Annotated in this window: 18 protein-coding genes and 1 pseudogene; 3 read left to right on the forward strand and 16 right to left on the reverse strand. The window is 62.8% G+C overall.

Annotated elements, in window-relative coordinates:
* Positions 1 to 138: 138 nt before the first annotated feature.
* The 6 genes from eda to T8A63_RS15535 all read right to left on the reverse strand — a co-directional run bounded on the left by eda (position 139) and on the right by T8A63_RS15535 (position 7,541).
* Positions 139 to 792: a bifunctional 4-hydroxy-2-oxoglutarate aldolase/2-dehydro-3-deoxy-phosphogluconate aldolase gene (gene eda / locus T8A63_RS15510; RefSeq protein ID WP_322344349.1), complete on the reverse strand. Its 654-nt coding sequence runs from the start codon at positions 790 to 792 to the stop codon at positions 139 to 141.
* A 3-nt stretch (positions 793 to 795) separates the two neighbouring features.
* Positions 796 to 2,604 (reverse strand): phosphogluconate dehydratase, encoded by a 1,809-nt coding sequence (edd, locus tag T8A63_RS15515; protein ID WP_322344350.1) that lies wholly within the window; start codon positions 2,602 to 2,604, stop codon positions 796 to 798.
* Positions 2,601 to 4,064: a glucose-6-phosphate dehydrogenase gene (gene zwf, locus T8A63_RS15520; protein ID WP_322344351.1), complete on the reverse strand. Its 1,464-nt coding sequence runs from the start codon at positions 4,062 to 4,064 to the stop codon at positions 2,601 to 2,603. Before zwf ends, edd begins: the two co-directional genes overlap by 4 nt.
* Before the next feature lie 149 nt (positions 4,065 to 4,213).
* Positions 4,214 to 5,140, reverse strand: a complete 927-nt coding sequence (locus T8A63_RS15525) for a carbohydrate kinase family protein (RefSeq protein ID WP_067627022.1) — start codon at positions 5,138 to 5,140, stop codon at positions 4,214 to 4,216.
* 3 nt (positions 5,141 to 5,143) lie between these two features.
* On the reverse strand, positions 5,144 to 6,271 hold the full coding sequence (locus T8A63_RS15530; RefSeq protein ID WP_322345746.1) for an ROK family transcriptional regulator: 1,128 nt from the start codon (positions 6,269 to 6,271) through the stop codon (positions 5,144 to 5,146).
* Positions 6,272 to 6,470: 199 nt separating this feature from the next.
* On the reverse strand, positions 6,471 to 7,541 hold the full coding sequence (locus tag T8A63_RS15535; RefSeq protein ID WP_322344352.1) for an alcohol dehydrogenase family protein: 1,071 nt from the start codon (positions 7,539 to 7,541) through the stop codon (positions 6,471 to 6,473).
* 73 nt (positions 7,542 to 7,614) lie between these two features.
* Here T8A63_RS15535 and T8A63_RS15540 point away from each other — a divergent pair, with 73 nt between their 5' ends.
* Together T8A63_RS15540 and T8A63_RS15545 are read left to right on the forward strand one after the other, a co-directional pair.
* Positions 7,615 to 8,151 carry a TetR/AcrR family transcriptional regulator gene (locus T8A63_RS15540; protein WP_322344353.1) on the forward strand — a complete coding sequence of 179 codons (537 nt, stop codon included), beginning with the start codon at positions 7,615 to 7,617 and terminating at the stop codon, positions 8,149 to 8,151.
* Complete coding sequence (locus T8A63_RS15545) at positions 8,148 to 9,083, forward strand: DMT family transporter (RefSeq protein WP_322344354.1); 936 nt, start codon at positions 8,148 to 8,150, stop codon at positions 9,081 to 9,083. Before T8A63_RS15540 ends, T8A63_RS15545 begins: the two co-directional genes overlap by 4 nt.
* A gap of 13 nt (positions 9,084 to 9,096) precedes the next feature.
* On the opposite strand, the pseudogene T8A63_RS15550 reads toward T8A63_RS15545, so the two are convergent.
* The 7 genes and pseudogenes from T8A63_RS15550 to T8A63_RS15580 all read right to left on the reverse strand — a co-directional run bounded on the left by T8A63_RS15550 (position 9,097) and on the right by T8A63_RS15580 (position 15,961).
* Positions 9,097 to 10,057: pseudogene (locus tag T8A63_RS15550) on the reverse strand (2-hydroxyacid dehydrogenase).
* 3 nt (positions 10,058 to 10,060) lie between these two features.
* Complete coding sequence (locus T8A63_RS15555) at positions 10,061 to 10,222, reverse strand: hypothetical protein (RefSeq protein ID WP_162931793.1); 162 nt, start codon at positions 10,220 to 10,222, stop codon at positions 10,061 to 10,063.
* Between the two features lie 10 nt (positions 10,223 to 10,232).
* The gene (locus tag T8A63_RS15560) at positions 10,233 to 11,588 is read right to left on the reverse strand and encodes an amidase (protein WP_416153219.1); all 1,356 of its coding nucleotides are present in this window, start codon (positions 11,586 to 11,588) and stop codon (positions 10,233 to 10,235) included.
* Positions 11,578 to 12,996 (reverse strand): TRAP transporter large permease, encoded by a 1,419-nt coding sequence (locus tag T8A63_RS15565; protein WP_067625090.1) that lies wholly within the window; start codon positions 12,994 to 12,996, stop codon positions 11,578 to 11,580. Before T8A63_RS15565 ends, T8A63_RS15560 begins: the two co-directional genes overlap by 11 nt.
* Entirely contained in the window at positions 12,993 to 13,577 is a 585-nt protein-coding gene (locus tag T8A63_RS15570; protein WP_067625093.1) for a TRAP transporter small permease subunit, read from the reverse strand. The genes T8A63_RS15565 and T8A63_RS15570 overlap by 4 nt, the downstream gene beginning before the upstream one ends.
* Positions 13,578 to 13,651: 74 nt before the next feature.
* Positions 13,652 to 14,782, reverse strand: a complete 1,131-nt coding sequence (locus tag T8A63_RS15575) for a TRAP transporter substrate-binding protein (protein WP_322344356.1) — start codon at positions 14,780 to 14,782, stop codon at positions 13,652 to 13,654.
* 231 nt (positions 14,783 to 15,013) lie between these two features.
* A complete protein-coding gene (locus T8A63_RS15580; protein ID WP_322344357.1) occupies positions 15,014 to 15,961 on the reverse strand; it encodes an SDR family oxidoreductase in 948 nt (315 codons plus the stop codon).
* A 154-nt stretch (positions 15,962 to 16,115) separates the two neighbouring features.
* Between T8A63_RS15580 and T8A63_RS15585 the strand changes: the two genes are divergently transcribed.
* Positions 16,116 to 17,009 carry an AraC family transcriptional regulator gene (locus tag T8A63_RS15585; protein ID WP_322344358.1) on the forward strand — a complete coding sequence of 298 codons (894 nt, stop codon included), beginning with the start codon at positions 16,116 to 16,118 and terminating at the stop codon, positions 17,007 to 17,009.
* Between the two features lie 38 nt (positions 17,010 to 17,047).
* On the opposite strand, the gene T8A63_RS15590 is transcribed toward T8A63_RS15585, so the two are convergent.
* From T8A63_RS15590 to T8A63_RS15600, 3 genes are all read right to left on the reverse strand, one after another.
* Positions 17,048 to 18,187 (reverse strand): M20/M25/M40 family metallo-hydrolase, encoded by a 1,140-nt coding sequence (locus tag T8A63_RS15590; protein ID WP_322344359.1) that lies wholly within the window; start codon positions 18,185 to 18,187, stop codon positions 17,048 to 17,050.
* A 71-nt stretch (positions 18,188 to 18,258) separates the two neighbouring features.
* A complete protein-coding gene (locus T8A63_RS15595) occupies positions 18,259 to 19,431 on the reverse strand; it encodes a M20 aminoacylase family protein (RefSeq protein ID WP_322344360.1) in 1,173 nt (390 codons plus the stop codon).
* Complete coding sequence (locus T8A63_RS15600) at positions 19,428 to 21,113, reverse strand: ABC transporter ATP-binding protein (protein ID WP_322344361.1); 1,686 nt, start codon at positions 21,111 to 21,113, stop codon at positions 19,428 to 19,430. The genes T8A63_RS15595 and T8A63_RS15600 overlap by 4 nt, the downstream gene beginning before the upstream one ends.
* Positions 21,114 to 21,116 lie beyond the last annotated feature (3 nt).

Consider the following 21,116-nt stretch of genomic DNA (forward strand, 5'->3'; position numbering starts at 1 on the left):
TCCTCTTTGTGTGGCTTTCAACACCACGACCTTGGCACATTGCGATGCCGTCTGGGGAGGGCGGCAACCACTCCATCTGTTGACGGCAGGCTTTCCATGGCCGACGCCAAAGCCAAACTGCCACCAGTCTTTAGGGGATTAGCCCGCCTTTCCCGATTGCGCTGCTGCACGTGCCAGCGCTTCGATCCCTACCCAATCCTGCGCGTCGATCAGCTTTTTCGGGGCCACCCAACTGCCGCCCGCGCAAAGCACATTGGGCAAGCTCAGGTAGCTTTCCACATTATCGGGGCTGACGCCGCCTGTCGGGCAGAAGGTGATCTGCGGCAGCGGTGCGCCGATGGCTTTGAGTGCGGGTGCCCCGCCAGAAGCTTCGGCGGGGAAGAATTTCAGCATGTCATAGCCACGTTCCAACAGCCGCATCGCCTCGGTCGCCGTGGCGGCACCGGCCAGCAGTGGCAGTTCTTCTTCTTCGCAAGCGGCGATCAGTGCGTCGGTGGCACCGGGCGAGACGCCAAAAGTCGCCCCCGCCCGTTTCGCCGCGCGCACGTCTTCGGGGGTGATCAGCGTTCCCGCGCCCACATGGCCGCCCGCGACCTCAGCCATGACCGCAATCGCATCCAGCGCGGCAGGCGTGCGCAGGGTCACTTCCAACGCGGGCAGCCCCCCGGCGACCAGCGCCTCAGCCAATGGCCGGGCGTGTGCGACGTCTTCGATCACCAGAACAGGCACGATCGGGGCAAGCGCACAGATTTCGCGGGTGCGACGGCTGGCGTCTTTTGCAGTAAGGGTCATGGATCAGCCTCCAAAAATGGTTGCGCCGGTGGTAGCAGAACCGACTGTGTCGCGGAACATAGCGAACAACTCGCGCCCCGTCCCGGCATGGTAAGCAGAAAGATCAGCGGTGACGTTGGGACGGGCATCGAACCCTTCGGCCAGCACGTCAAGCGTCCCTGCAACTGCGTCAACCCGCAGCATATCGCCATCCTGCACCCGCGCAATGGGGCCGCCATCGACCGCTTCGGGGCTGACGTGGATCGCTGCGGGCACCTTGCCCGATGCCCCCGACATGCGCCCATCAGTAACCAAAGCCACTTTCTGCCCGCGCCCTTGAAGGATCGACAGAAGCGGCGTCAGGCTGTGCAACTCAGGCATGCCATTGGCCTTTGGCCCCTGGAAACGGACGACAACGATCACATCGTCGGTCAACTCGCCCGCTTTAAACGCTGCCTTCACCTCATTCTGATCCGCAAAGACCCGCGCGGGGGCTTCGATGATGTGGTGTTCGGGCGCGACGGCAGAGACTTTCATGCAAGCGGTGCCAAGCGATCCGGCCATGCGGCGCAGCCCGCCGGTGGGCTGGAAGGGATCGCTGGCGGGGCGAAGGATCTTCTCGTTCAGGCTTTCGCCCGCGCCCTTTTCCCAAACCAAACCATCGGCCTTTAGCTTCGGCTCGGAGGTGTAATGCTCCAACCCCTGCCCGGCGACGGTATGGGTGTCGGGGTGCAGATGACCGGACTTCAGCAATTCACCGATCATATAGCCAAGGCCGCCCGCCGCATGGAAATGGTTAACATCGGCCAGACCGTTGGGATAGACCCGCGCCAGCAGCGGCGTGATGTCGGAGATGTCCGAAAAATCCTCCCAATCCAGAATGATCCCCCCGGCCCGCGCCATGGCGATAAGGTGGATCAGCAGATTGGTCGACCCGCCCGTGGCATTGAGCCCGACGATCCCATTCACGAACGCTTTTTCATCAAGGATCGAAGCCACGGGCGTGTAGTCATTGCCCAGAGCGCTCAGCGCCAGTGCCCGTTTCGCCCCCTCTTGGGTCAGCGCATCACGCAGCATTCCGTTCGGCGGCACGAAACTCGCCCCCGGCAGGTGCAGCCCCATGAACTCCATCAGCATCTGGTTGGTGTTGGCGGTGCCATAGAAGGTGCAGGTGCCCGGCCCGTGATAGGCGGCCATCTCGGCAGCCATAAGCGCATCGCGCCCCACCTCTCCAGCCGCAAACTGCTGGCGCACCTTGGCTTTTTCGTCATTCGACAGCCCGCTCTCCATCGGCCCGGCGGGCAGGAAGACGGCAGGCAGATGCCCAAAGGCCTGCGCCGCGATCACCAGCCCCGGCACGATCTTGTCGCAGACCCCAAGGTAGACGGCGGCGTCAAAGGTGTTGTGGCTGAGTGCCACCGACGCCGCCAAAGCAATCACATCGCGTGAGAAAAGCGACAGCTCCATCCCCGCCTCGCCTTGGGTTACCCCGTCGCACATGGCCGGCACCCCGCCCGCCACCTGCGCCGTTCCGCCCGCGGCGCGCACGGCCTCACGGATCAGATCAGGGTAACGCTCGAATGGCTGATGCGCCGAGAGCATGTCGTTGTAGGTGGTCACGATCCCCAGATTGCCCGCACTGGTGGTCGCCAGACGGTCCTTGTCTTCGCCCGACGCCGCATAGGCATGGGCCTGCCCGCTACACGACAGATGCGCCCGCGCTGGCCCTTTGGCGCGCGCCGCTTCCATCCGGTCGAGGTAGGGGCGCCGGGTCGCCTCGCTGCGGGCGATGATACGGTCGGTGACGCGGTCAATCGTGGAATGCAGGGTCATTGGTCGTCCTTTCGTGTGATCTCGCGCCAGCGGCGGCCGTCGCGGTGCATCAGCATCAGCGCCTCTTCGGGGCCTGAGCTGCCGGGGTCATAGGGGTACGGGGGTTGCCGGGTCTCTTCCCAGCCGTGAATGATCGGATCGGCCCAAGCCCAGGCGGCTTCGACCTCGTCCCCGCGCATGAACAGGGTCTGATCGCCACGGATCACATCCATGATCAGCCGTTCATAGGCGTCTTGCGGAGTGGCCTGTTCGCCCAAGGCGTCGGCAAAGGTCATATCCAGCGACACTTCGGCCAGACGCATGCCACCGGGGCCGGGGTCTTTGATCGTGTTGCGCAGGGTGATGCCCTCATCCGGCTGCAGGCGGATGATCAGGGCGTTGCCCTTATGCCCCTCCATCGCGGGGAAGATCATATGCGGCGGGTCGCGGAAGATCACCGCGATCTCGGAGCTACGCCCGCGCAGCTTTTTGCCCGTGCGCAGATAGAAGGGCGTGCCCGCCCACCGCCAATTGGCAATTTTGACCTTCATGGCGACGAAGCTTTCGGTGCGGCTGTCGGGGTCGCCCGCATGATCGCGATAGCTGCCCGCCCCATTGGCGGCGCGGTACTGTCCGCGGGCGATATCCTTCTGCGCCACGGGCTCCAACGCCTCGATCACCTTCACCTTCTCATCGCGCACGGCATTGGGGTCAAAACGCGAGGGCGGCTCCATCGCCGTCAGGCACAAAAGCTGCATCAGGTGGTTCTGCACCATGTCGCGCATGGCACCGGATTTATCGTAATACTCCCCCCGCCCTTCGACGCCGAGGCTCTCGGAAACCGTAATCTGCACATGGTCGATATGGGTGGAATTCCACAGCGGCTCCCACAGGGCATTGGCGAAACGCAGCGCCATCAGGTTCTGCACCGTCTCTTTGCCGAGGTAATGGTCGATGCGGTAAATCTGGCTCTCATCGAAATTGGCCCGCAGATCGGCGTTCAGCGCCTGCGCGGTTGCCAGATCATGGCCAAAGGGCTTTTCAACGACGATCCGGCTGTCGCGGGTGGCGATGCCGTGATCATGCAGCTTGCCGCCGATCGTGCCGAATAGCGACGGCGAGACCGAGAGGTAAAAGGCCCGCACGACATCATCGCGCATCAGGTCTTTGAGGTCCGCCCAGCCCGCATCGCCCGAGGCATCCACGCGCACGTAATGCACCATGCCAAGGAACCGCTCCAAGGCGGCGCTTTCTTGCGCGAGCTTGGGGGCAAACTCCAAAAGGCTGTCGCGGATCATCTTGCGAAAGGAATCAGCATCAAGCTCGGAGCGGGCCGCCCCAACGATCCGTGCGCCTTCGGGCATCTGGCCGACGGTGAAACGGTGGAATAGACCGGGCAGGATCTTGCGCCGGGCAAGGTCGCCGGTCGCGCCGAAAATGACGAGGTCGAAAGGGTCAACCGGAATTACGCGCGATACCATGGGGTCAGCCCTCCTGCCTGCGTTGATGCGCGGCGGCACCATGTTTTCGATTGCTCAAAGCCATCGCCATCCCTCCTGCGCCCTCCTCAGGGCGGCCACTGGTAGCGCTAACATATCTGAACGAAAAAGATAGGCGGTTCTTCAACATTTCATATTTCCTCTACCCAAGGCGCGTTCGCCCCGGCGCGCGAGACCGTCACGGCGGCGACGCGCGCGCCATAGGCCAGCGCCTCGGTCAACACCTCGGGCGAAAGGGTGGCGAGCGCGGATTTATGGAGCTGACCCAGCTCGGACATCTTGGCCAGAACGCCTGCATTGAACGTATCGCCCGCGCCGACCGTATCGACGATTTCGGCTTTCACGGCAGGGACTTGCACCTCTTCACCATTGGCCAGATAGCCCGTTGCCCCTTCGCCCCCACGTGTCAGGATGACAACCGACGGCCCCTTGGCCAACAACTCGGCCACCTTATCGCGCAGCGACAGGGGCGCGGGGTTGATCCAGTTCAGATCCTCGTCCGAGACCTTCACGATGTCCGACAGCGCCAGCATCCGGTCGAGCCTTTGACGATAACGCTCGATATCCTTGATGAAACCGGGGCGAATGTTGGGGTCGATCATCACCGCACGGCCTTCGGCGTTGCGCGCCAGCAGGTCTGCATAGGCATCCGCGCCCGGCTCGCAAGCCAAACTGATCCCGCCGAAATACAGCGCCGAGACCTCAGCCGAGAGCGCAGGCATATCCCCCGGCGTGATCATGCGCCCGGCCGAATTTTCGTCATAGAAATCATAGGTTGCATGGCCACCGACCAGCCGAACAAAGGCCAGCGTCGTCGGACGGTCGGACACCACCAGATGCGAGACATCCACATGGCTGGCCTTCAGCCCATCGACCAACTGCCGCCCGAACATGTCAGACGACAGGCCCGACAGCATCCCCACCTGCGCCCCGAGCCGCCCCAAGGCGATGGCCGTGTTAAAGACCGCCCCGCCCGCATGGGGCACAAAGCCATCGGGGCCTGCGGTGGTTGGGGTTGGGATCATATCGATCAGGGCTTCTCCGCAGCAAAGGATCATCTGTCAGCCTTTCAAAAATGCGTCGCGGTCGACGAGGAAACGGTCCGAAAGCGGCAGGCTTGCCGCGCCAAGCGCGCGGGCGTCGCTGCCGACGGTCCCTTCGCGCAGGTCAGGAAGGGTAACGCCCGGCAGGGGCTGGGCGGCGAGATGGTGGCGGGTGCGTGCCACTACATCCGCGCGAATTGTCCCAGGAAATGATCCATCGATCATCACCGTGTCAAAATCAATCAAGCATGTTGCGGCACGGATCGCCTGCGCCAGCGCCTCGGCGGTGCTGTCGAGCCATGGGTCCAGAATGTCGGCTGGAAGTTCCCAAGCTGCCAGATCACTCCATGGGGCGCGGCGGGTCTCTCCGGCCTCCTGCAACGCCGCCTCCAAGACCGCCAAAGATGCCACATCGACCAATTGCCCAGCCGCGCCCCGCGTCAACGGCATGGAGCCGAGCGCCCCCGCATTGCCGCTTTTGCCGGTGTAGAGCTTGCTATCCAGCACCAGCCCACCACCCACGAAATAGCCGATGTAGAAATACAGAAAATCGCGCGGCTTGTCCTGCGCGCCAAAGACCAGTTCCGCCCCACAAGCGGCGGAAGTGTCATTGCAAATGGAGATCGGCAGATCGACCACCTCCGCCAAAGCGGCTTCGATTTCAAAGTCCTGCCACGCGCTCAGATCGCCGCCCGCAACCTCCCATTCCCACATGCCAAACGGCAGGGCGACCCCCAGTCCCGCCACCCGCGCCTGCTGGTCGGCGGTCAAAGAGGCGAGCGTATCTTGCAAAGCGCGCCGCGCGAATTCCATTACCGCAGCGGGGGTGGGATGGGCATAGACCTCGCTGCTGCGGCGCGTCACCTGGCCTTCGAAGTCAGTCAGGATCAACGCGACACTGCGCCGGCCAACCTTTAGCCCCAGAAAGAAGGCCCCCTCCGCGTTCAGGCTGATCGGCACCGAAGGCTGCCCCACCCGGCCCCGCACCCGCGCGCCTTTTTTCAGCAGTCCATCCGCTTCGAGGGCGCGCATAATGACGGATACAGTCTGCGCCGACAGGCCGGTGAGCCGGGCAATCTCAGCCTTGGACGTAGGGCCGCTGCGCCGGATAAGCGACAGGACGAGCCGTTCGTTATAGGCCCGCATCCCGCTCTGGTTCGAGCCGCGCGCGGTCCGGTCGGCGAATGTCTGTAGCTGCTGCAAACTGGCCTCCCCTCCGGTTCATGCGGCGTCTCGAAGGACAAATCCCAAATGGGAGGGGGTGAGTCAACGATTAAATCAATCTAATTTACTTATTGGCAATGAAGAGCCGCCTGCCCCTGTGGCAAGCGGGCCATTCTCGCGCTTAACCGGCCACCGTGATGCCGATCTTTCCCATGTGGGATTTCTCAAGAAAGGCTTCCTGCGCCTGCTTAAGGTCTTGCAGCGCATAGCTTTCCGCGACGACAGGCCGGATTTCGCCGCGTTCGATATACCCCACAAGATCGGCAAAAACGCTCGGTTCCTGCCGCGTGCTGCCCATCAGGGTCAGATCTTTGAGGTAGAGCGTGCGCAGGTCCAACTCGACGATCGGCCCGGCAATTGCGCCCGAGGTCACATAGCGCCCCCGCGTCACCAGCGCATCCAGCAACTTGGGCCAACGCGCCCCGCCAACAAGGTCGAGCACCACATCAAAGGCGTCCTCCGGCAGCGCCGCCTCCCGGTCGAGCGCCTCATCCGCGCCGAGCGTCTTCAGCGCCTCCATCTTGCCGGGGCTGGTCACCGCCGTCACATGCGCCCCGCGCCGTTTGGCCAGTTGCACCGCAGCCGAGCCGACGCCGCCAGAGGCGCCGGTGATCAACACACGCTCCGCCCCCAATGCCGCGCGCTGGATCATCCCTTCGGCAGTCGAAAAAGCGCAGGGAAAAGAAGCGAGCTCAACGTCCGTGAGTGCGCTGTCGATCCGCAGCGCATTGCTGGCCTCGGCGGTGGCATATTCAGCAAAACCGCCATCCCGTTCCGATCCGAAGGTGACCAGATCATCCGGCCCCGCCCCCGCAGGGCTATACATGGGCCGGATCAGAACTCGCTCGCCAATCCGCCCTTGATCGATCCCCTCACCCACGGCCACGATCTCTCCGCAGCAATCGGCGCCTTGGATGCGCGGAAAGCTCAAGGCGCCGGACCAGCCGCCATCGGCGTCCGACGCGCCGTCGTAGCCCTCGCTCGCCGCCGACCCAGTGTCGCCTCGCACCGCTTTGGAATACCAGCCCGTGCGTGTGTTCACATCCGTGTTGTTCACCGCCGCCGCGCCGACGCGGACCAAAACCTCTCCGCCTGCGGGCTTTGGCACCGCAACGTCTTCGCGCCACTCCAGTTTGTCCAAACCGCCGTGGCCGGTCAGCAGCATGGCTTTCATCGTCTCTGGTAGGGTCATCGCTTCGGCTCCTTCGGGTGTAGAATGATTACTCTACTTGCGTAGGTAGAGGGAGCCCTCTACATCGTCAAGCATGACAGATACCCAAAGCAAAATCGCCGCCGGGCTTGAGCGTGCCTTTGCCGCCCGCGGTTTCGCCGAACCCAGCGTCGAAGACCTGCGCGATGCGGCGGGGGTAAGCCTGCGCACCCTTTATAAATACACCCCTTCCCGCGCTGAAATGGTGCTGGCGGCATTGGAAAATCGCCAACAGCGGTACCTCGCGCTGGTCTTCGATGACCTACCGCAGGCACCCACCGACGCGCTGGAGGCGATCTTGGCGCGTGTCGGGCAGTGGATGGAAACCGAAACCTCTCACGGCTGCCTGTTCCATGCCGCCGTCGCCGCCGACCCCGGCAGCGACATCCTGCGCGCCCTGCTAACGCGGCACAAGGCCGAGGTCGCGGCCAAGGCCGCCGCGGCCACCAATCTGGCGGGGGCCGAGACGGCGCTATTGCTCATCATCGAAGGGCTCACGCAGACTTGGCCGCTTCGGGGGGCGGAGGCCGTAACCGCCGCGCAGCGTTTGGCGCGCGCGATGGCCGAAGATATGCTAAGGACGCTTACGTGATACAGGGCCACCGCTGGGGCGTGATCGCCATCCTTTTCGCAGCCGTCGTCTGGGGCACCACCGGCGCCGCCGCCACCTTTGCCCCCGACGTGAGCGCCGCCGCCATTGGTGCTGCGGCCATGGGTCTGGGCGGGATCGCGCAGGCCCTTTGGGCCGGGCGGGGCATCCTGAACCAACGTACGCGGCTCTGGCAGCAGCGCCGCCTGCTGGTCATCGGCGCAGTGGCGGTGGCGGTCTATCCGCTGGCCTTTTACGGCGCGATGCGGCTGGCGGGGGTGACGGTGGGCACGGTCATCACCATCGGCTCTGCGCCGCTGCTCTCGGCGCTGATCGAGTACCTTCTGGATCGCCGCCGCCTGACCCTGCGCTGGTCCCTTGGCGCGGCGGTGGGGCTGATCGGCATGGGGCTGATCTGTTTGGCCGAAAACGCCGCCCATGGGGAGACGCTGCGCGCGCCATCGGTTCCCTTGGGCGTCTTGCTGGGCCTGATCGGGGGCTTCACCTACGCGCTTTATTCGTGGAGCGCGCGCAAGATGATGCTGCAAGGCACCGGCTCTACCGTGGCCATGGGAGCGACCTTCGGGCTGGGTGGGCTGCTGCTGATGCCGGTACTGCTGGTCTCGGGCGGGGCTTTTCTGGCTTCATGGAACAACGCCGCCGTGGGGCTTTATATGGCCGCTGTACCGATGTTTTTGGGCTATATCGCCTTCGGCTACGGCCTTGCCCGGGTGGAGGCAAGCATGGCCACCGTGATCACCCTGTTCGAGCCGGTCGTCGCCGCGGTGCTCGCCGTGGTCATCGTAGGGGAACGCCTTCCCCCGCTTGGCTGGATCGGCGTGGCGCTGGTGATTGGCTGTCTTGCCATCATCACCCTACCCTTGCCATCACGGCTGCGCCGCGGCGTGGCTGCGCAGCCGCCGGGTGTCGCTTGACGGGCCGCCGTCGCTACAACTGATCCGGCGGGGTCTCACCTCGGAAAAAGTGATCAAGGTTATCAAGCGCTTTGGACCCCATCGCATCGCGGGTCGCCACGGTGGCACTGCCGACATGCGGCATCATCATCACGTTGTCATGCGCGGCAAAGGCCGGGTTGCCGCCCGGCTCGGTCACGAAACAATCCAACCCCGCCGCGCCAACGTGGCCCGAGGTAAGCGCGTCGAGCAGCGCCGCCTCATCCACCAAATTGCCCCGCGCGGTGTTGACGATCACGCAGCCCTTGGGCAGACGCGCCAGCCGCGCTGCGTTCAAAAGACCCACGGTTTCGGGTGTGGCCGGGCAGTGCAGCGATAGGAAGTCCGACACCGCCAGCAGGTCATCCAACTCGGCGTGATAGGTCGCGCCCGCCTCCTCCTCCGGGTTCAGAGGGCGGCGGTTGTGGTAATGAATCTCCATATCCAGCCCGCGCGCCTTGCGGGCAAAGGCGCGGCCCACGCCGCCCATACCGATGATCCCGAGCCGCGCACCGGAGAGCTGTTTGCCGACCAGCATCGCGGGCGACCACGACTGCCACTGCCCGCTGCGCACAAGCTGGTCCCCCGCCACCGCATGCCGCGCAGCCCCCAGCATCAGCATCAGCGCCAGTTCCGCCGTGGCATCCGACAGAACGCCGGGCGTGTTCGTCACGACAATTCCCCGCGCCTTGAGGCTGGGCAGGTCGCAGTGATCCACCCCGACGGAGTCGGTTGGCGATGATCTTGAGCCGGGGGTCAAGCTGGGCCACCACATCGGCGCTGAAATGCTCGGAGTGACAGGGGATCATGCCATCGACCCGCGCGCTCATCGCGATGATATCCTCGGCGCTGCCGGGTGCGTCAGCCGGATCCCAGATCACCTCATAGTCACGCCGCGCCCGGTTGAGCGTGGCGTCAGAAAGCTGCCGGGTGATCCAGATGACAGGCTTGCCCATGGGTCAGTCCCGATCCTTCCGACTGGAGGTGAAGAAATCATAGGCCACGAAGGCCAGCGTCACCGCGACAATGATGATCAGATCAATGCTGGGCACCTCAACCGCGAGGATCAGCAGAAAGACCGCAATCGCGGCAAAGGCGAAAAGAGCAAGTAAACGGTTCATGTTTCAATCCTCATTGGGTTGCGCCATTGGCCCAGTCGAAAAGCCATTGCGCGCTGCGCATCAGGCGCCCGTCTTGGCCGTGGCCGCCGACCAGTTGCACGCCCATCGGCAGCCCGTCTTCCGATGTCATCAAAGGCACGTTCACACAGGGGCTGCCGCAGAGCGTCCATAGACCGTTGAAAATCGGATCGCCGGTTGTCTCCAGCCCGCGCGGTGCGGGGCCGGTGGCCGATGGACACAAAAGCACGTCACAGCGGGTCAGCAATTCTTCCAGCGCAGCGGTCAGCACCTTGGGCAGATCGCGGGCCGATTGATAATCGCGGGCCAGTACCTTGTTGCCCGCCTCCATCGCCTCGCGGGTTGCGGATGAGAGCAATTCGGGAGCATCGCGCAAATAGGGGTAATAGTGATAGGCCATTTCGGCAAAGTTGATGCGTTTGCGCGCCTCTGCCGCCCCGCCGAAGACCGACGGAAGCGGCAGCTCAAACGCCTGATCGCCAAGCGCTGCGACCAATTCTTCGAAAGCCGCGTGAAGCTGCGGATCGGCATCCTCCCACCCCGGCGGGCGAACGAAACCAAAGACCGGCGGGATCGGCGGCGCGGTGGTGGTCTGCACCAAAAGCGCGGGCGTGGGGGCAAGTTCGGTGGCGCTGTCTTCGGGGTCATGGCCAAATAGCACCTCGGCCAGCAGCGCCGCACCGGCGGGATCGCTGGCAAAGACGCCGATGGTGTCGAGCGAGGGTGACTGCGTCAGCACCCCCCGGCGCGGGATCGCGCCGAAGGTCGGTTTAAAGCCGGTGACCCCACAATAGGACGCAGGCCGGATCACCGAGCCGCCCGTCTGCGTGCCGATGGCCAGCGGCACCATGCCATCCGCCACAGCCGCCGCCGAACCTTGGGACGAGCCGCCGGGGCTATGCGCCGGATTATGCGGATTGGAGGTCTTGCCCGGATGCATGAAGGCAAGCTCGGTCGTGACCGTCTTGCCCATGATGATCGCGCCCTCGGCCTTGAGCCGCTCCACAATGAAAGCATCGCGCAGCGGCACGCGCCCCTTGTCTTGGGCCGCGCCGTTCTCAGTCGGGATGCTGCGGGTGTCGATCACGTCTTTCAGCCCCACTGGCAGCCCGTGCAACCGCCCAAGCGGTCGGCCCGCCCGACGATAACTGTCGAGCGTGCGGGCCTGCGCGCGGGCGAACTCGGGATCGAACCACGCCCAAGCGCCCACGACTTCCTCGCGCGCTTCGATCCGCGCGATGTAGCTTTCGACCAGCGCCAGCGCGTCCAGCGCGCCGCTCGCCAAGCGGTCCCGCAGTTCGGTCACGCCAAGTGCTGCCGCTGCGGTCATCCTTGGCTCAGCGCCCATAGAACACCTCCGGCAGGTAGAAGACGATCTGCGGGAAGACATACATCAGCACCATCGACAGGATCACGCAGAAGAGGAACGGCATCACGCCCGCGAAAATCTGCGTCAGACGCAACTCGGGCGGGGCGATCCCCTTGAGGTAATAGGCCGACATGGCCATCGGTGGTGTTAAGAAACTGGTCTGTAGGTTCAGCGCCACGAGGATGCCAAAGAACAGCGGATCAATCTCGAACACCGCCAAGAGCGGCAAGAAGATCGGCACGAAGATAATAATGATCTCGGACCATTCCAGCGGCCAGCCGAGCAGGAAGATGATCAGCTGCGCGAGGATCAGGAACATGATTGGCGAGAGGTTCAGCGATTGGACGAACTCCGAAATTACATGCTCGCCGCCGAGGTAGGAAAACACCGCCGAGAAGGTGTAGGAACCGACGAAAAGCCAGCAGACCATCGCCGTGGTGCGCACCGTGAGGTAGACACTCTCGCGCATCCGTTGCCATGTCATCGCGCGGTAGATGAAGGCAAGGAAGATGCCGCCGAGCGCGCCGATCGACGCCGCCTCTGTCGGGGTTGCAAGGCCGAAAAGGATCGACCCCAGCACCGCGAAGATCAGGAAGGCGAGTGGCAGGAAGGACGTGGCGATCATTAACAAGAGCTTGCCCATCGGCATGTCCGGCACTTCATCCGCTGTGGGACGTGGGGCCGAAGACGGCTGCAGCAGCGACCGCCCGATGATGTAGACCAGATAGAGCCCGACCAGCGTCAGCCCCGGCAGCAGCGCCGCCGCGTAAAGCCGCACGATAGAGACGTTCGTCGCCGCCGCATAGACGATAAGCATGATCGAGGGCGGGATCAGAATGCCCAACGTGCCACCCGCACAGATGATGCCCGCCGCAAAGGACGGATCATAGCGCGCCTTGAGCATGGCGGGCAGCGCAAGCAGGCCCATCAGCGTCACCACAGCACCAACGATCCCAGTGGCCGTGGCAAAAAGCGCGCAGGTGATCAGCGCCGCGACCCCCATGGAACCGGGGATGTTCTTCGACGCGATGTTGAGCGTGGTGAAAAGCCGGTCGACGATGTTCGACCGCTCCACGATGTAGCCCATGAACAAGAACAGCGGCACGGCGGTCAGCACTTCGTTCGACATCACCGTAAAGGTCTGGTTCACGAAGAGATCGAATATTCGGTTGTTGAAAAACCCCTCGAACCAGGTCGACCATTGCTCCCACTGGCCGGCCCCCTCATCCAGCCGGTCAAAGCCACGCCACATCCGGCGGGCGTCAAAATAGGCGTAGTAGCCAAAGCCGATGCCCATCGCCATCAGCGTGAAAGCAATCGGAAAGCCCAGGAAAACAAAGACGATGAAGAGTCCGAGCATCATCAGGGCAATTTGCGGATCGGTCATGTGATATGGTCTTTCTCGGCCTTGTTGGCTTCGCGCATCATGAGGTCTTCGGTTTCAAAGACATCTTCCTCTGCTTCGAGCCAGTAATTTGAGCGGATTGCGATAAGGCAGCGGCAAACCTGTGCAATGCCTTGGATAAACAGCAGTATTCCGGCCGCTACGATGACCGCCTTGAATTGGTAGATCGGCACGCCCGCCGGGCTGTTGACCGAAACTTCGCCGTATGACCAAGATCGGGCGGCGTATTTCCACCCCGCAAGGATCAGCGCCGTGACCCCGGGGAAAAAGAAGATGATGTAGAGCACGAGGTCGATCATGCCTTGGGTGCGCGGCTGGAACAGCCGGTAGAGGAAGTCCCCCCGCACATGGCCGCCCCGCGACAGCGTATAGGCCCCGCCCATCATAAAGAGCGTGCCATACATGATGAAGGACACGTCCAGCGCCCAAGCAGTCGGGTTGTTCAGCACATAGCGCACAAAAACTTCGTAGCCCGTGCCGATGGACATCAGCAAGATGAGCCAAGCGAAAGCCTTGCCGAACCATGCGGAAAGGTTATCGGCGAACCGAATGAAAGATATCATGATGTCCCCAATGTCTCGTAGAGCCCCCGGCGCATGGTGGCGCCGGGGGCCTCATTACTTGCGGGTATGCGTGATCACATTTTGATCTTGCCGGGGAAGTAATGCTCGTAAGCAAGACCGTAATCCGGCGAGTTCATCAACTCGTAATAGGCTACGCGGTCGACCCATTCGCGCTGACTGTCGAGGGTCTTTTTCATGAAGGGATCGGATTCCAACTCGGGGATCAGTTCATCCCATGCCTTAAGCTGCGCATCTAAGATATCTTTGGAGGTGCGCCGCACGGTCACGCCAGCCTCGTTCTGCAAGAACTGCAGGTCCGCCGAATAGCGGTCCATCGCCTTGGCCGTGTTCGCGGTCGAAACCGCTTCCACAGCGTATTTGAGGATCGCTTGAAGATCAGGGTCGAGGTCTTCGAGGAACATCTTGGAGAACAGGAATTCAAAGCTCTCAGACGCTTGGTGATAGGACGACAGGTAGTAATTCTTGGCCACGTCCTGTGCGCCGAAGTCCTTGTCCGACGAGGGGTTGTTGAACTCAAAGGCGTCGATCACGCCGCGCTCCATCGCGGGCACGATCTCCCCGCCCGGCAACTGTGCGACCGACATGCCCAGCTTGGCCATCAGATCGGCGGCCAGACCCACGGTGCGGTACTTGAAGCCCTGCAGATCGTCGACGGAGTTCACCTCATCTTTGAACCAGCCAAAGGGCTGCGCAAACATCGGGAAGCCCATGTAGCCAACAACGTCGAGGCCCATGATATCTTGGGTCAGTTCGTTATAAAGCTCCTGACCGCCGCCTTGGTAGAACCACGACAGCATGGTTGTGGCAGAGCCGCCAAAGACCGGCCCCGTGCCAAAGAGCGATGCAGCTTTGTTTTTGCCGTACCAATAGACGGGCACCGAATGCGCCGCATCAATCAAACCGTCGTTCACGGCATCAAGCACCTGAAACGCCGCCACGACCGCGCCCGCAGGCAGCACGTCGACCTTGAGACGCCCTCCCGACATCTCCTCCACCCGTGTCGCGTAGTCGCGGGCAAAGTCTTGCCAGATGTTAGCGTCGTTCCACGACGTCTGCATCTTGATGACGATCGGCGCTTGGGCCAACACCGCCGGTGCGGCCAGCATGCTCCCGGTAGCGGCCCCCCCAGCAAGTGCGGACTTCGTCAGGAACGAACGTCGATTGAACTTTTTAGTCTCAGTCATGTTTCCTCCTCCCAGAGTGGCCGCCCCTTTGCTTACTTGAAATACGCTATTGGTCGGGCGACCCGAGATCAGAGACTAACCGAATGATCTCATTTGGCAAGAATTGTCCGCTGACGGCTCATCAACTGCAACTTTATTGTGCAACTGACACACGAAACGACACTCTGCGCCGGGTCCGAGTGTGCCTGATTTCGCAGGGTTTGGCGGGGCTATTACATGCCCCGCCCCACCTCACACGGCCCAGTGAAAACCGGTTTCTTCCTCGGACCGCTGCCAGAGTTTGACCATCGTGGCTTTGTCGTAGGCATAGGGTTCCAGCGATCCGCGCCCGACCGGGCCGACCATCTCCATTCGGCCTGTGGGCCCGTAAAGCGCGCGCTGCGCCAGCCCGTCTTCGGTGGCGCACATGACCTCTGGATAGGCGCCGCGCTCCGCCGTTTGAACGATCGGCAGTTTCGACATGAGCCACCACGTGAACCGTGTCATCAGGCCACCGCTGGTGCTGATCAAAGAGGTGGCCGAGGCACCGGGGTGGCAGACATAGACCTCAACGTTCTTTCCCGCCTGCGTGACGCGGTCCTGCAATTCATAGGCAAACATCATCTGCGCCAGCTTGCTCTGACTATAGGCGGAGTTGGCGCGGTAGTTCTTGTCCCAGTTCATGTCGTCGAACTGGATGGTGCGCAGGCCCATCTTGTAGCCAAGGCTCGCAACCACCACGATCCGGCCCGCGGTCTCTTCGATCCGGTCGAACAACAACCCGCAGAGCAGGAAGTGTCCGTAGTGATTGGTGCCCAACTGGCTTTCATGTCCCGCCTTGGTCAACTGGCGGCTTGGCACCTGCGCAATGGCGGCGTTGCAGATCAGCGCGTCGATCCGGGGAACATCGCTCAGAACCTCTGCCGCAGCGCTGCGCACCGTGTCCAGATCGGCCAAATCCATTCGAACAAAGCTAACCTGCGCCGCCGCGCCATATTCGTCTTTCAGCTTTGCCACGGCCTCCGCCGACCGCTCTGCACTGCGGTTCAGCATCACGACCGCGGCACCTTTGCTCAGCAAGGTCCGCGCCGCCTGAAAACCGGCCCCCGCATTGGCCCCGGTGATCACAAAGGTCTTCCCCTCCAGCCTGCCAATCCGCTCAGGGGTCCAGCCGTGCGCGCCGAAAGTCTTGTCTGCCATGGTCTTGCTCCTTACCGTTAAAGAGGCATCGCGCCCCGTTGGCCTTGCAAATAAATCTCACCACCCGAGGGAAACAGGCCGGATCGTCGCGATTACTTGCCTTATCCTCTCACTCCTATTGCTTTAATCAAACATGCGGCCCTAGGTTGGCACCATGAGCAAACAGCAAATCCGACATATCATCGAACAGCACAGCCAGCGCGACGGCCTGACCGAGACCGGCATCAAGGGCGTTCAGCTTTTTCAAGCGACCAGCGCGATCCCCTGTGTGCCAGCGGTCTATGAGCCCTGTGCCATCGCCATCGTCAGCGGCGCCAAGGAGGCCGTTTTGGACGGCAAGCGCTATGTCTATGACGACAGCCGCTATATGTGCTGCCCGATGTCGATGCCGGTCAAAGCGGGCACGCCAAGCGCGTCACCCCAAACCCCGCTTTATGGCGTCTTGATCGCCCTTGATGCGCGTTTGATGGCCGAACTATCGCTGGAAATGGAAAGCGCGGGAAACCTCATCCCCCCTGCCCCCGGCGACCTGCGGGCGGAGGGCATCAAGCTTGCCGCATGGGATGATGCCTTCTCTGACGCGCTGCTGCGTCTGTTGCAATTGGGTCAGAGCGAGACCGACCGCGCCGTGCTCTCCGATGCGCGCCTGCGTGAGCTTTACTATGCTATTCTCAAAGGGGAGGCAGGGGTCTTTGCGCGGCGCGCCTTTGGGGCGGGCAATGCCGTTGCACGGGCGATTTCGCATGTCGCTGCCCATTTGGACGCGCCCATCTCTATCGACGATATGGCCCAACGCGCCGGGATGAGCCGCGCGGTATTTCACCGCAAGTTCAAAAAGGTAACGACGATGTCGCCGATTCAATTCGTCAAATCCATGCGGCTGAACAATGCCGCCATGAAAATCGCAGGCGGGAGCACGGTCAGCGAAGCGGCGATGGGTGTGGGCTATGTCAGCGCCTCGCAATTCAGCCGGGAATTCAAGCGCATGTATGGCCAATCCCCCCGCGAATGGAGCGACGCGCAGCAGGTGGCCGCCGGGCTGGCGTAGAGAGAACCGACCGCCCCCTCTGGGGCCTTGATCCCTCTTTAAGGTGTCAGCCGACAGAACAGACCCGCCGCCAGCTTGGCCCGCTCGGTCAGGCTGTCGATATAGATATGCTCCTGCAACGTATGCAGCCCCTTGCCGCGCACGCCGATCGAATCCAACGTTGGCAGGCCCAGAAATCCGGTAAAGTTGCCGTCCGATCCGCCCCCGGCAGAGCTTCCGGTGATCTCGATCCCCAGTTCGCCCCCGATGTCTTGGGCAAGCTTCAGCATCGCCATCGTGCCGAGCTGATCGGGCTCCCAAACCGGGCGGGTGACACCGCGGCGGATTTCCATGATCACGTCGCCCTCGTCCGAATTCAGCGCCATCATCTTTTCCACGCCTGCGTCGAGTTGTTCTTGCGTTTTGGCCATGCTCAGCACCTCGGCATCGCAGACCGAGGACACGCAGTTGACCCATTGGCCCGCGTGAAAGACCCCAAGCGAAAAGGTGCAGTCTTCGGTCGTCATGCCTTCGATCGTGCCCACGGCCTTTGCCATCTCCGCGATGGCCGAGCGGCCTTCGGACAGCGCCCAGCCCGCGTGACTGGGGCGGCCCCGCGTCTGAAGATTGAACCGCGCGATGGCATAGCGCCCGATCACCGCGCCGCCGTCGGGCCGCGCGGGTTCGGGGACGAGGATGTATTTGTGGCGCTTCGCTTCCTCTTCGATCAGCCGGCGGGTGGCGGGGGTGCCGATTTCCTCATCAGGGGTGAACAGCACCGTCACCGGCAGCGGCGTATCAATCCCGGCGGCCAGCAGTTTGCGCAGCGCATCAAGATAGACGTAATTGCCGCCCTTCATGTCCATCAGGCCGGGCCCATAACAAATCTCGCCTTCGCGTTTGTAGGGCAGTTTGCTCAGGGTACCGATGGGGTGGACCGTGTCCATGTGACCCAAGAGCAGGATGCCCCCCTCGCCCGCCTTCGGATGAGGCATCTCCACCCGCAGGCTGTCGCCCAGCCCCATCGGGCTTGGGATACGCTCGGTCCGCGCGCCCAAGATCGCCAGTTCGTGCTGCACCACATCCATCATGCGGTTCACCGCCGCCCCGTCGAATGTGGGGCTTTCGGTTTCGATCCAAGGGCGCAGCCCGGTGAGCATCTCGTCGGTATCAAAGGGCAAATCGAGCGGGTTTGTCATATTCAAACTCCTTTTCTCCGCCGCGCGACAGCAGGGCGAATGGCTTAAATTAAGCGGGCGAGTGCAATGGCTTAGCTGCCGACCTTCGGCAGGCGCGTCTCAACGATCCGCGCATAGATCGAGGCACCGATGGGCAGAATGGCGTCATCCAGTACGAAACCGGGGTTGTGCAACGGCACGCTGCCCGCATGACCCACCCGGCAATAGGCGCCCGGCACGACTTTCAGCATATCGGCAAAATCCTCCGACCCGCTGGCCTGCTCGGTCGAGACATGAGCACTCTCGCCCCCCACCACACTGGCCGCCGCTTCGACATAGGCGGTGGTGAGTTCCGGATCGTTCATCAACACGTCAAAGACGTTGCGGATATCAACTGCGATCTCGATCCCATAAGCACTGGCCATGCCTGCGCAAAGTTCGCGCATCCGCGCCTCGGCCATTTCGATCACGTCTTCATGGAAATAACGGATCGTGCCCGCGATGGTGGCGGTGTCGGGCACCACGTTATAGGCCGAACCTGCGTTGAATTTAGTAACCGACAGCACGATCGGCTTGGTCGGCGGGGTGTTGCGGCTGACCACGGATTGCAATTGCTGCACCAGCGCTGTGCCGATAACGATGGGGTCACGCGATTGATGCGGCATCGCCGCGTGGCTGCCGGTGCCTTTGACGGTGATGTCAAAGAAGGCCGCCCCGGCCATCGCCGCGCCGGGGGTGACATTGACCACCCCCGGCTCTGAGTTTGGATCGTTGTGCATCCCATAGATCTCGTCACAGGGGAACTTCTCGAACAGCCCTTCCTCCAGCATCCGGCGCGCGCCGCCCAAGCCCTCTTCGGCGGGTTGAAAGATCAGCACCACGGTGCCGTCGAAATCCCGTGTCTCCGCCAAATAGCGCGCGGCCCCCAAGAGCATGGTGGTATGGCCATCGTGGCCGCAGGCATGCATCCGCCCGGGGTTGGTCGAAGTGTAGGGCACGCCGGAATCCTCCACAATCGGGAGGGCGTCCATATCCGCACGCAACCCCACACGGCGGTTGCCGCCGCCCGCGCCCTTGATGATGCCGACAACACCCGTGCCGCCCAGCCCTTCGTGCACCTCGTCCACGCCGTAGGCGTGTAGCTTTTCGGCCACGATGCCCGCGGTGCGGACCTCTTCGAACCCCAGTTCGGGATGGGCGTGGAAATCTTGACGGATGGCGGTGAGATCGGCGGCAAAGGCTTCGATCTTGGGAAGGACGGTCATGCGGTGGCTCCTGTCGTCATGGTGGCGCTGCCGAGCGCGCGATAGTTGGCAAAATCCCAATGGCGGCCCGGTGCCGCTTCGATCAGGTTGCGGGTGTAGTTGTGGTGCGGATTGGCCAGCACATCGCCCGCGGGGCCATATTCAACGACTTGCCCGCGCTGCATGACCAACACCTCATCACAAATCTGCGCCGCGACGCGCAGATCGTGGGTGATGAACAGCATAGCCACGCCGAACTTCTCTCGAATGTCATCCAAAAGGTCGAGCACCTGTGCCTGAACGCTCACATCAAGCGCCGAGACGGCCTCATCCGCGACCAGCAGATCGGGTTTCATCGCCACCGCGCGCGCAATGGCGATACGCTGGCGCTGCCCGCCCGAGAACTGATGTGGATAGCGGTCCAGCGCGTCGCGCGGCAGGTCCACCAGCTCCATCAATTCGGCGGCATGGCGCATCGCTTCGGCACGCGGGGTGCCGAAGTTGATCGGCCCTTCGCAAAGGCTGCGCGCCACGGTCCAGCGCGGGTTGAGCGAGCGGTAGGGATCCTGAAACACGATTTGCAGATGCTTGCGGTGGTCGCGCAGCTGACGGCGGGAGAGTTTGGCGATCTCGGTCCCCGCGACATTCACGCTGCCCGCGGTCGGGTCGATCAGCCGCATAATGGCCCGTGCCACGGTGGATTTGCCAGAGCCGGATTCCCCCACGATGCCCAGCGTCCGCCCCGGCTTGATGGTAAAGCTGACATCCTGCGCGGCTTTCACGCCCTCGCTGCGGCGCAGGAAACCGCCGCCGCCATAGGTCATATCGAGCCCGGCGACACGCACCACCTCGCTCTGCGCTGCCGCCGCCCTTGCGGGGCGCGGGGTGAGGTTTGGCACCGCCGTCAAAAGCGTGCGGGTATAGTCCTTTTGCGGATCGGTCAGGAGCTTTTCAATCGGCGCGCGTTCGACGATCTTGCCCTGCTGCATGACCGTCACGGTATCCGCGATCTCGGCCACCACGCCCATGTCGTGGGTGATGAAGAGAACGGCGGTGCCGTGTCGCTCTTGCATCTCGGCAATCAGTTTGAGGATCTGCAATTGCGTGGTCACATCCAGCGCCGTTGTCGGCTCATCCGCGATCAGCAGATCAGGGTCGAGGATCAGCGCCATGGCGATCATGATGCGCTGGCGCTGCCCCCCGGAGAGCTGGTGCGGGAAGGCCGAGAAAATGTGGTTCACATCCGGCAAATGCACCTGATCCATCATGTCGAGCGTGCGTTTCTTGGCCTCGGACTGGCTGAGATCACTGTGCATGTTGAGCACTTCCATGATCTGCTCGCCCACCCGCAGCACCGGGTTCAGCGCGGTCATCGGCTCTTGGAAAATCATCGCGATGCGCCGCGCACGCAACTGGCGCATCTGGGCGTGGCTGGCGCTGGTGATCTCGAAATCATCCAGCGTGATGCTGCCGCCCTGTACCTCTAGGGCCGATTTCGGCAGCAGCCCCATGGCCGCGAGCGAGGTCACGGATTTGCCCGAACCGGATTCACCCACCAAGCAATGCGTTTCGCCCGCCCGGATCGTCAGGTCGATGCCGTCAATCACCGGTTTGGCCTGTGGACGCCCGCTCAACCCGATGCGCAGATCGCGCACTTTGAGCACCTCACGCGCCTCCGAGAAGTCTTTGTTCTTGAACTGCATCTC

The sequence above is a fragment of the Sulfitobacter sp. OXR-159 genome (genome assembly GCF_034377145.1).
Classification (GTDB): Bacteria; Pseudomonadota; Alphaproteobacteria; order Rhodobacterales; family Rhodobacteraceae; genus Sulfitobacter.

Excerpts from the sequence above, each read along its gene's own strand:
- eda (WP_322344349.1), bottom strand. The coding sequence starts at position 792 with ATGACCCTTACTGCAAAAGACGCCAGCCGTCGCACCCGCGAAATCTGT.
- edd (WP_322344350.1), bottom strand. The coding sequence starts at position 2,604 with ATGACCCTGCATTCCACGATTGACCGCGTCACCGACCGTATCATCGCC.
- zwf (WP_322344351.1), bottom strand. The coding sequence starts at position 4,064 with ATGGTATCGCGCGTAATTCCGGTTGACCCTTTCGACCTCGTCATTTTC.
- T8A63_RS15525 (WP_067627022.1), bottom strand. The coding sequence starts at position 5,140 with ATGATCCTTTGCTGCGGAGAAGCCCTGATCGATATGATCCCAACCCCA.
- T8A63_RS15530 (WP_322345746.1), bottom strand. The coding sequence starts at position 6,271 with ATGCGGGCCTATAACGAACGGCTCGTCCTGTCGCTTATCCGGCGCAGC.
- T8A63_RS15535 (WP_322344352.1), bottom strand. The coding sequence starts at position 7,541 with ATGACCCTACCAGAGACGATGAAAGCCATGCTGCTGACCGGCCACGGC.
- T8A63_RS15540 (WP_322344353.1), top strand. The coding sequence starts at position 7,615 with ATGACAGATACCCAAAGCAAAATCGCCGCCGGGCTTGAGCGTGCCTTT.
- T8A63_RS15555 (WP_162931793.1), bottom strand. The coding sequence starts at position 10,222 with ATGAACCGTTTACTTGCTCTTTTCGCCTTTGCCGCGATTGCGGTCTTT.
- T8A63_RS15560 (WP_416153219.1), bottom strand. The coding sequence starts at position 11,588 with ATGGGCGCTGAGCCAAGGATGACCGCAGCGGCAGCACTTGGCGTGACC.
- T8A63_RS15565 (WP_067625090.1), bottom strand. The coding sequence starts at position 12,996 with ATGACCGATCCGCAAATTGCCCTGATGATGCTCGGACTCTTCATCGTC.
- T8A63_RS15570 (WP_067625093.1), bottom strand. The coding sequence starts at position 13,577 with ATGATATCTTTCATTCGGTTCGCCGATAACCTTTCCGCATGGTTCGGC.
- T8A63_RS15575 (WP_322344356.1), bottom strand. The coding sequence starts at position 14,782 with ATGACTGAGACTAAAAAGTTCAATCGACGTTCGTTCCTGACGAAGTCC.
- T8A63_RS15580 (WP_322344357.1), bottom strand. The coding sequence starts at position 15,961 with ATGGCAGACAAGACTTTCGGCGCGCACGGCTGGACCCCTGAGCGGATT.
- T8A63_RS15585 (WP_322344358.1), top strand. The coding sequence starts at position 16,116 with ATGAGCAAACAGCAAATCCGACATATCATCGAACAGCACAGCCAGCGC.
- T8A63_RS15590 (WP_322344359.1), bottom strand. The coding sequence starts at position 18,187 with ATGACAAACCCGCTCGATTTGCCCTTTGATACCGACGAGATGCTCACC.
- T8A63_RS15595 (WP_322344360.1), bottom strand. The coding sequence starts at position 19,431 with ATGACCGTCCTTCCCAAGATCGAAGCCTTTGCCGCCGATCTCACCGCC.
- T8A63_RS15600 (WP_322344361.1), bottom strand. The coding sequence starts at position 21,113 with ATGCAGTTCAAGAACAAAGACTTCTCGGAGGCGCGTGAGGTGCTCAAA.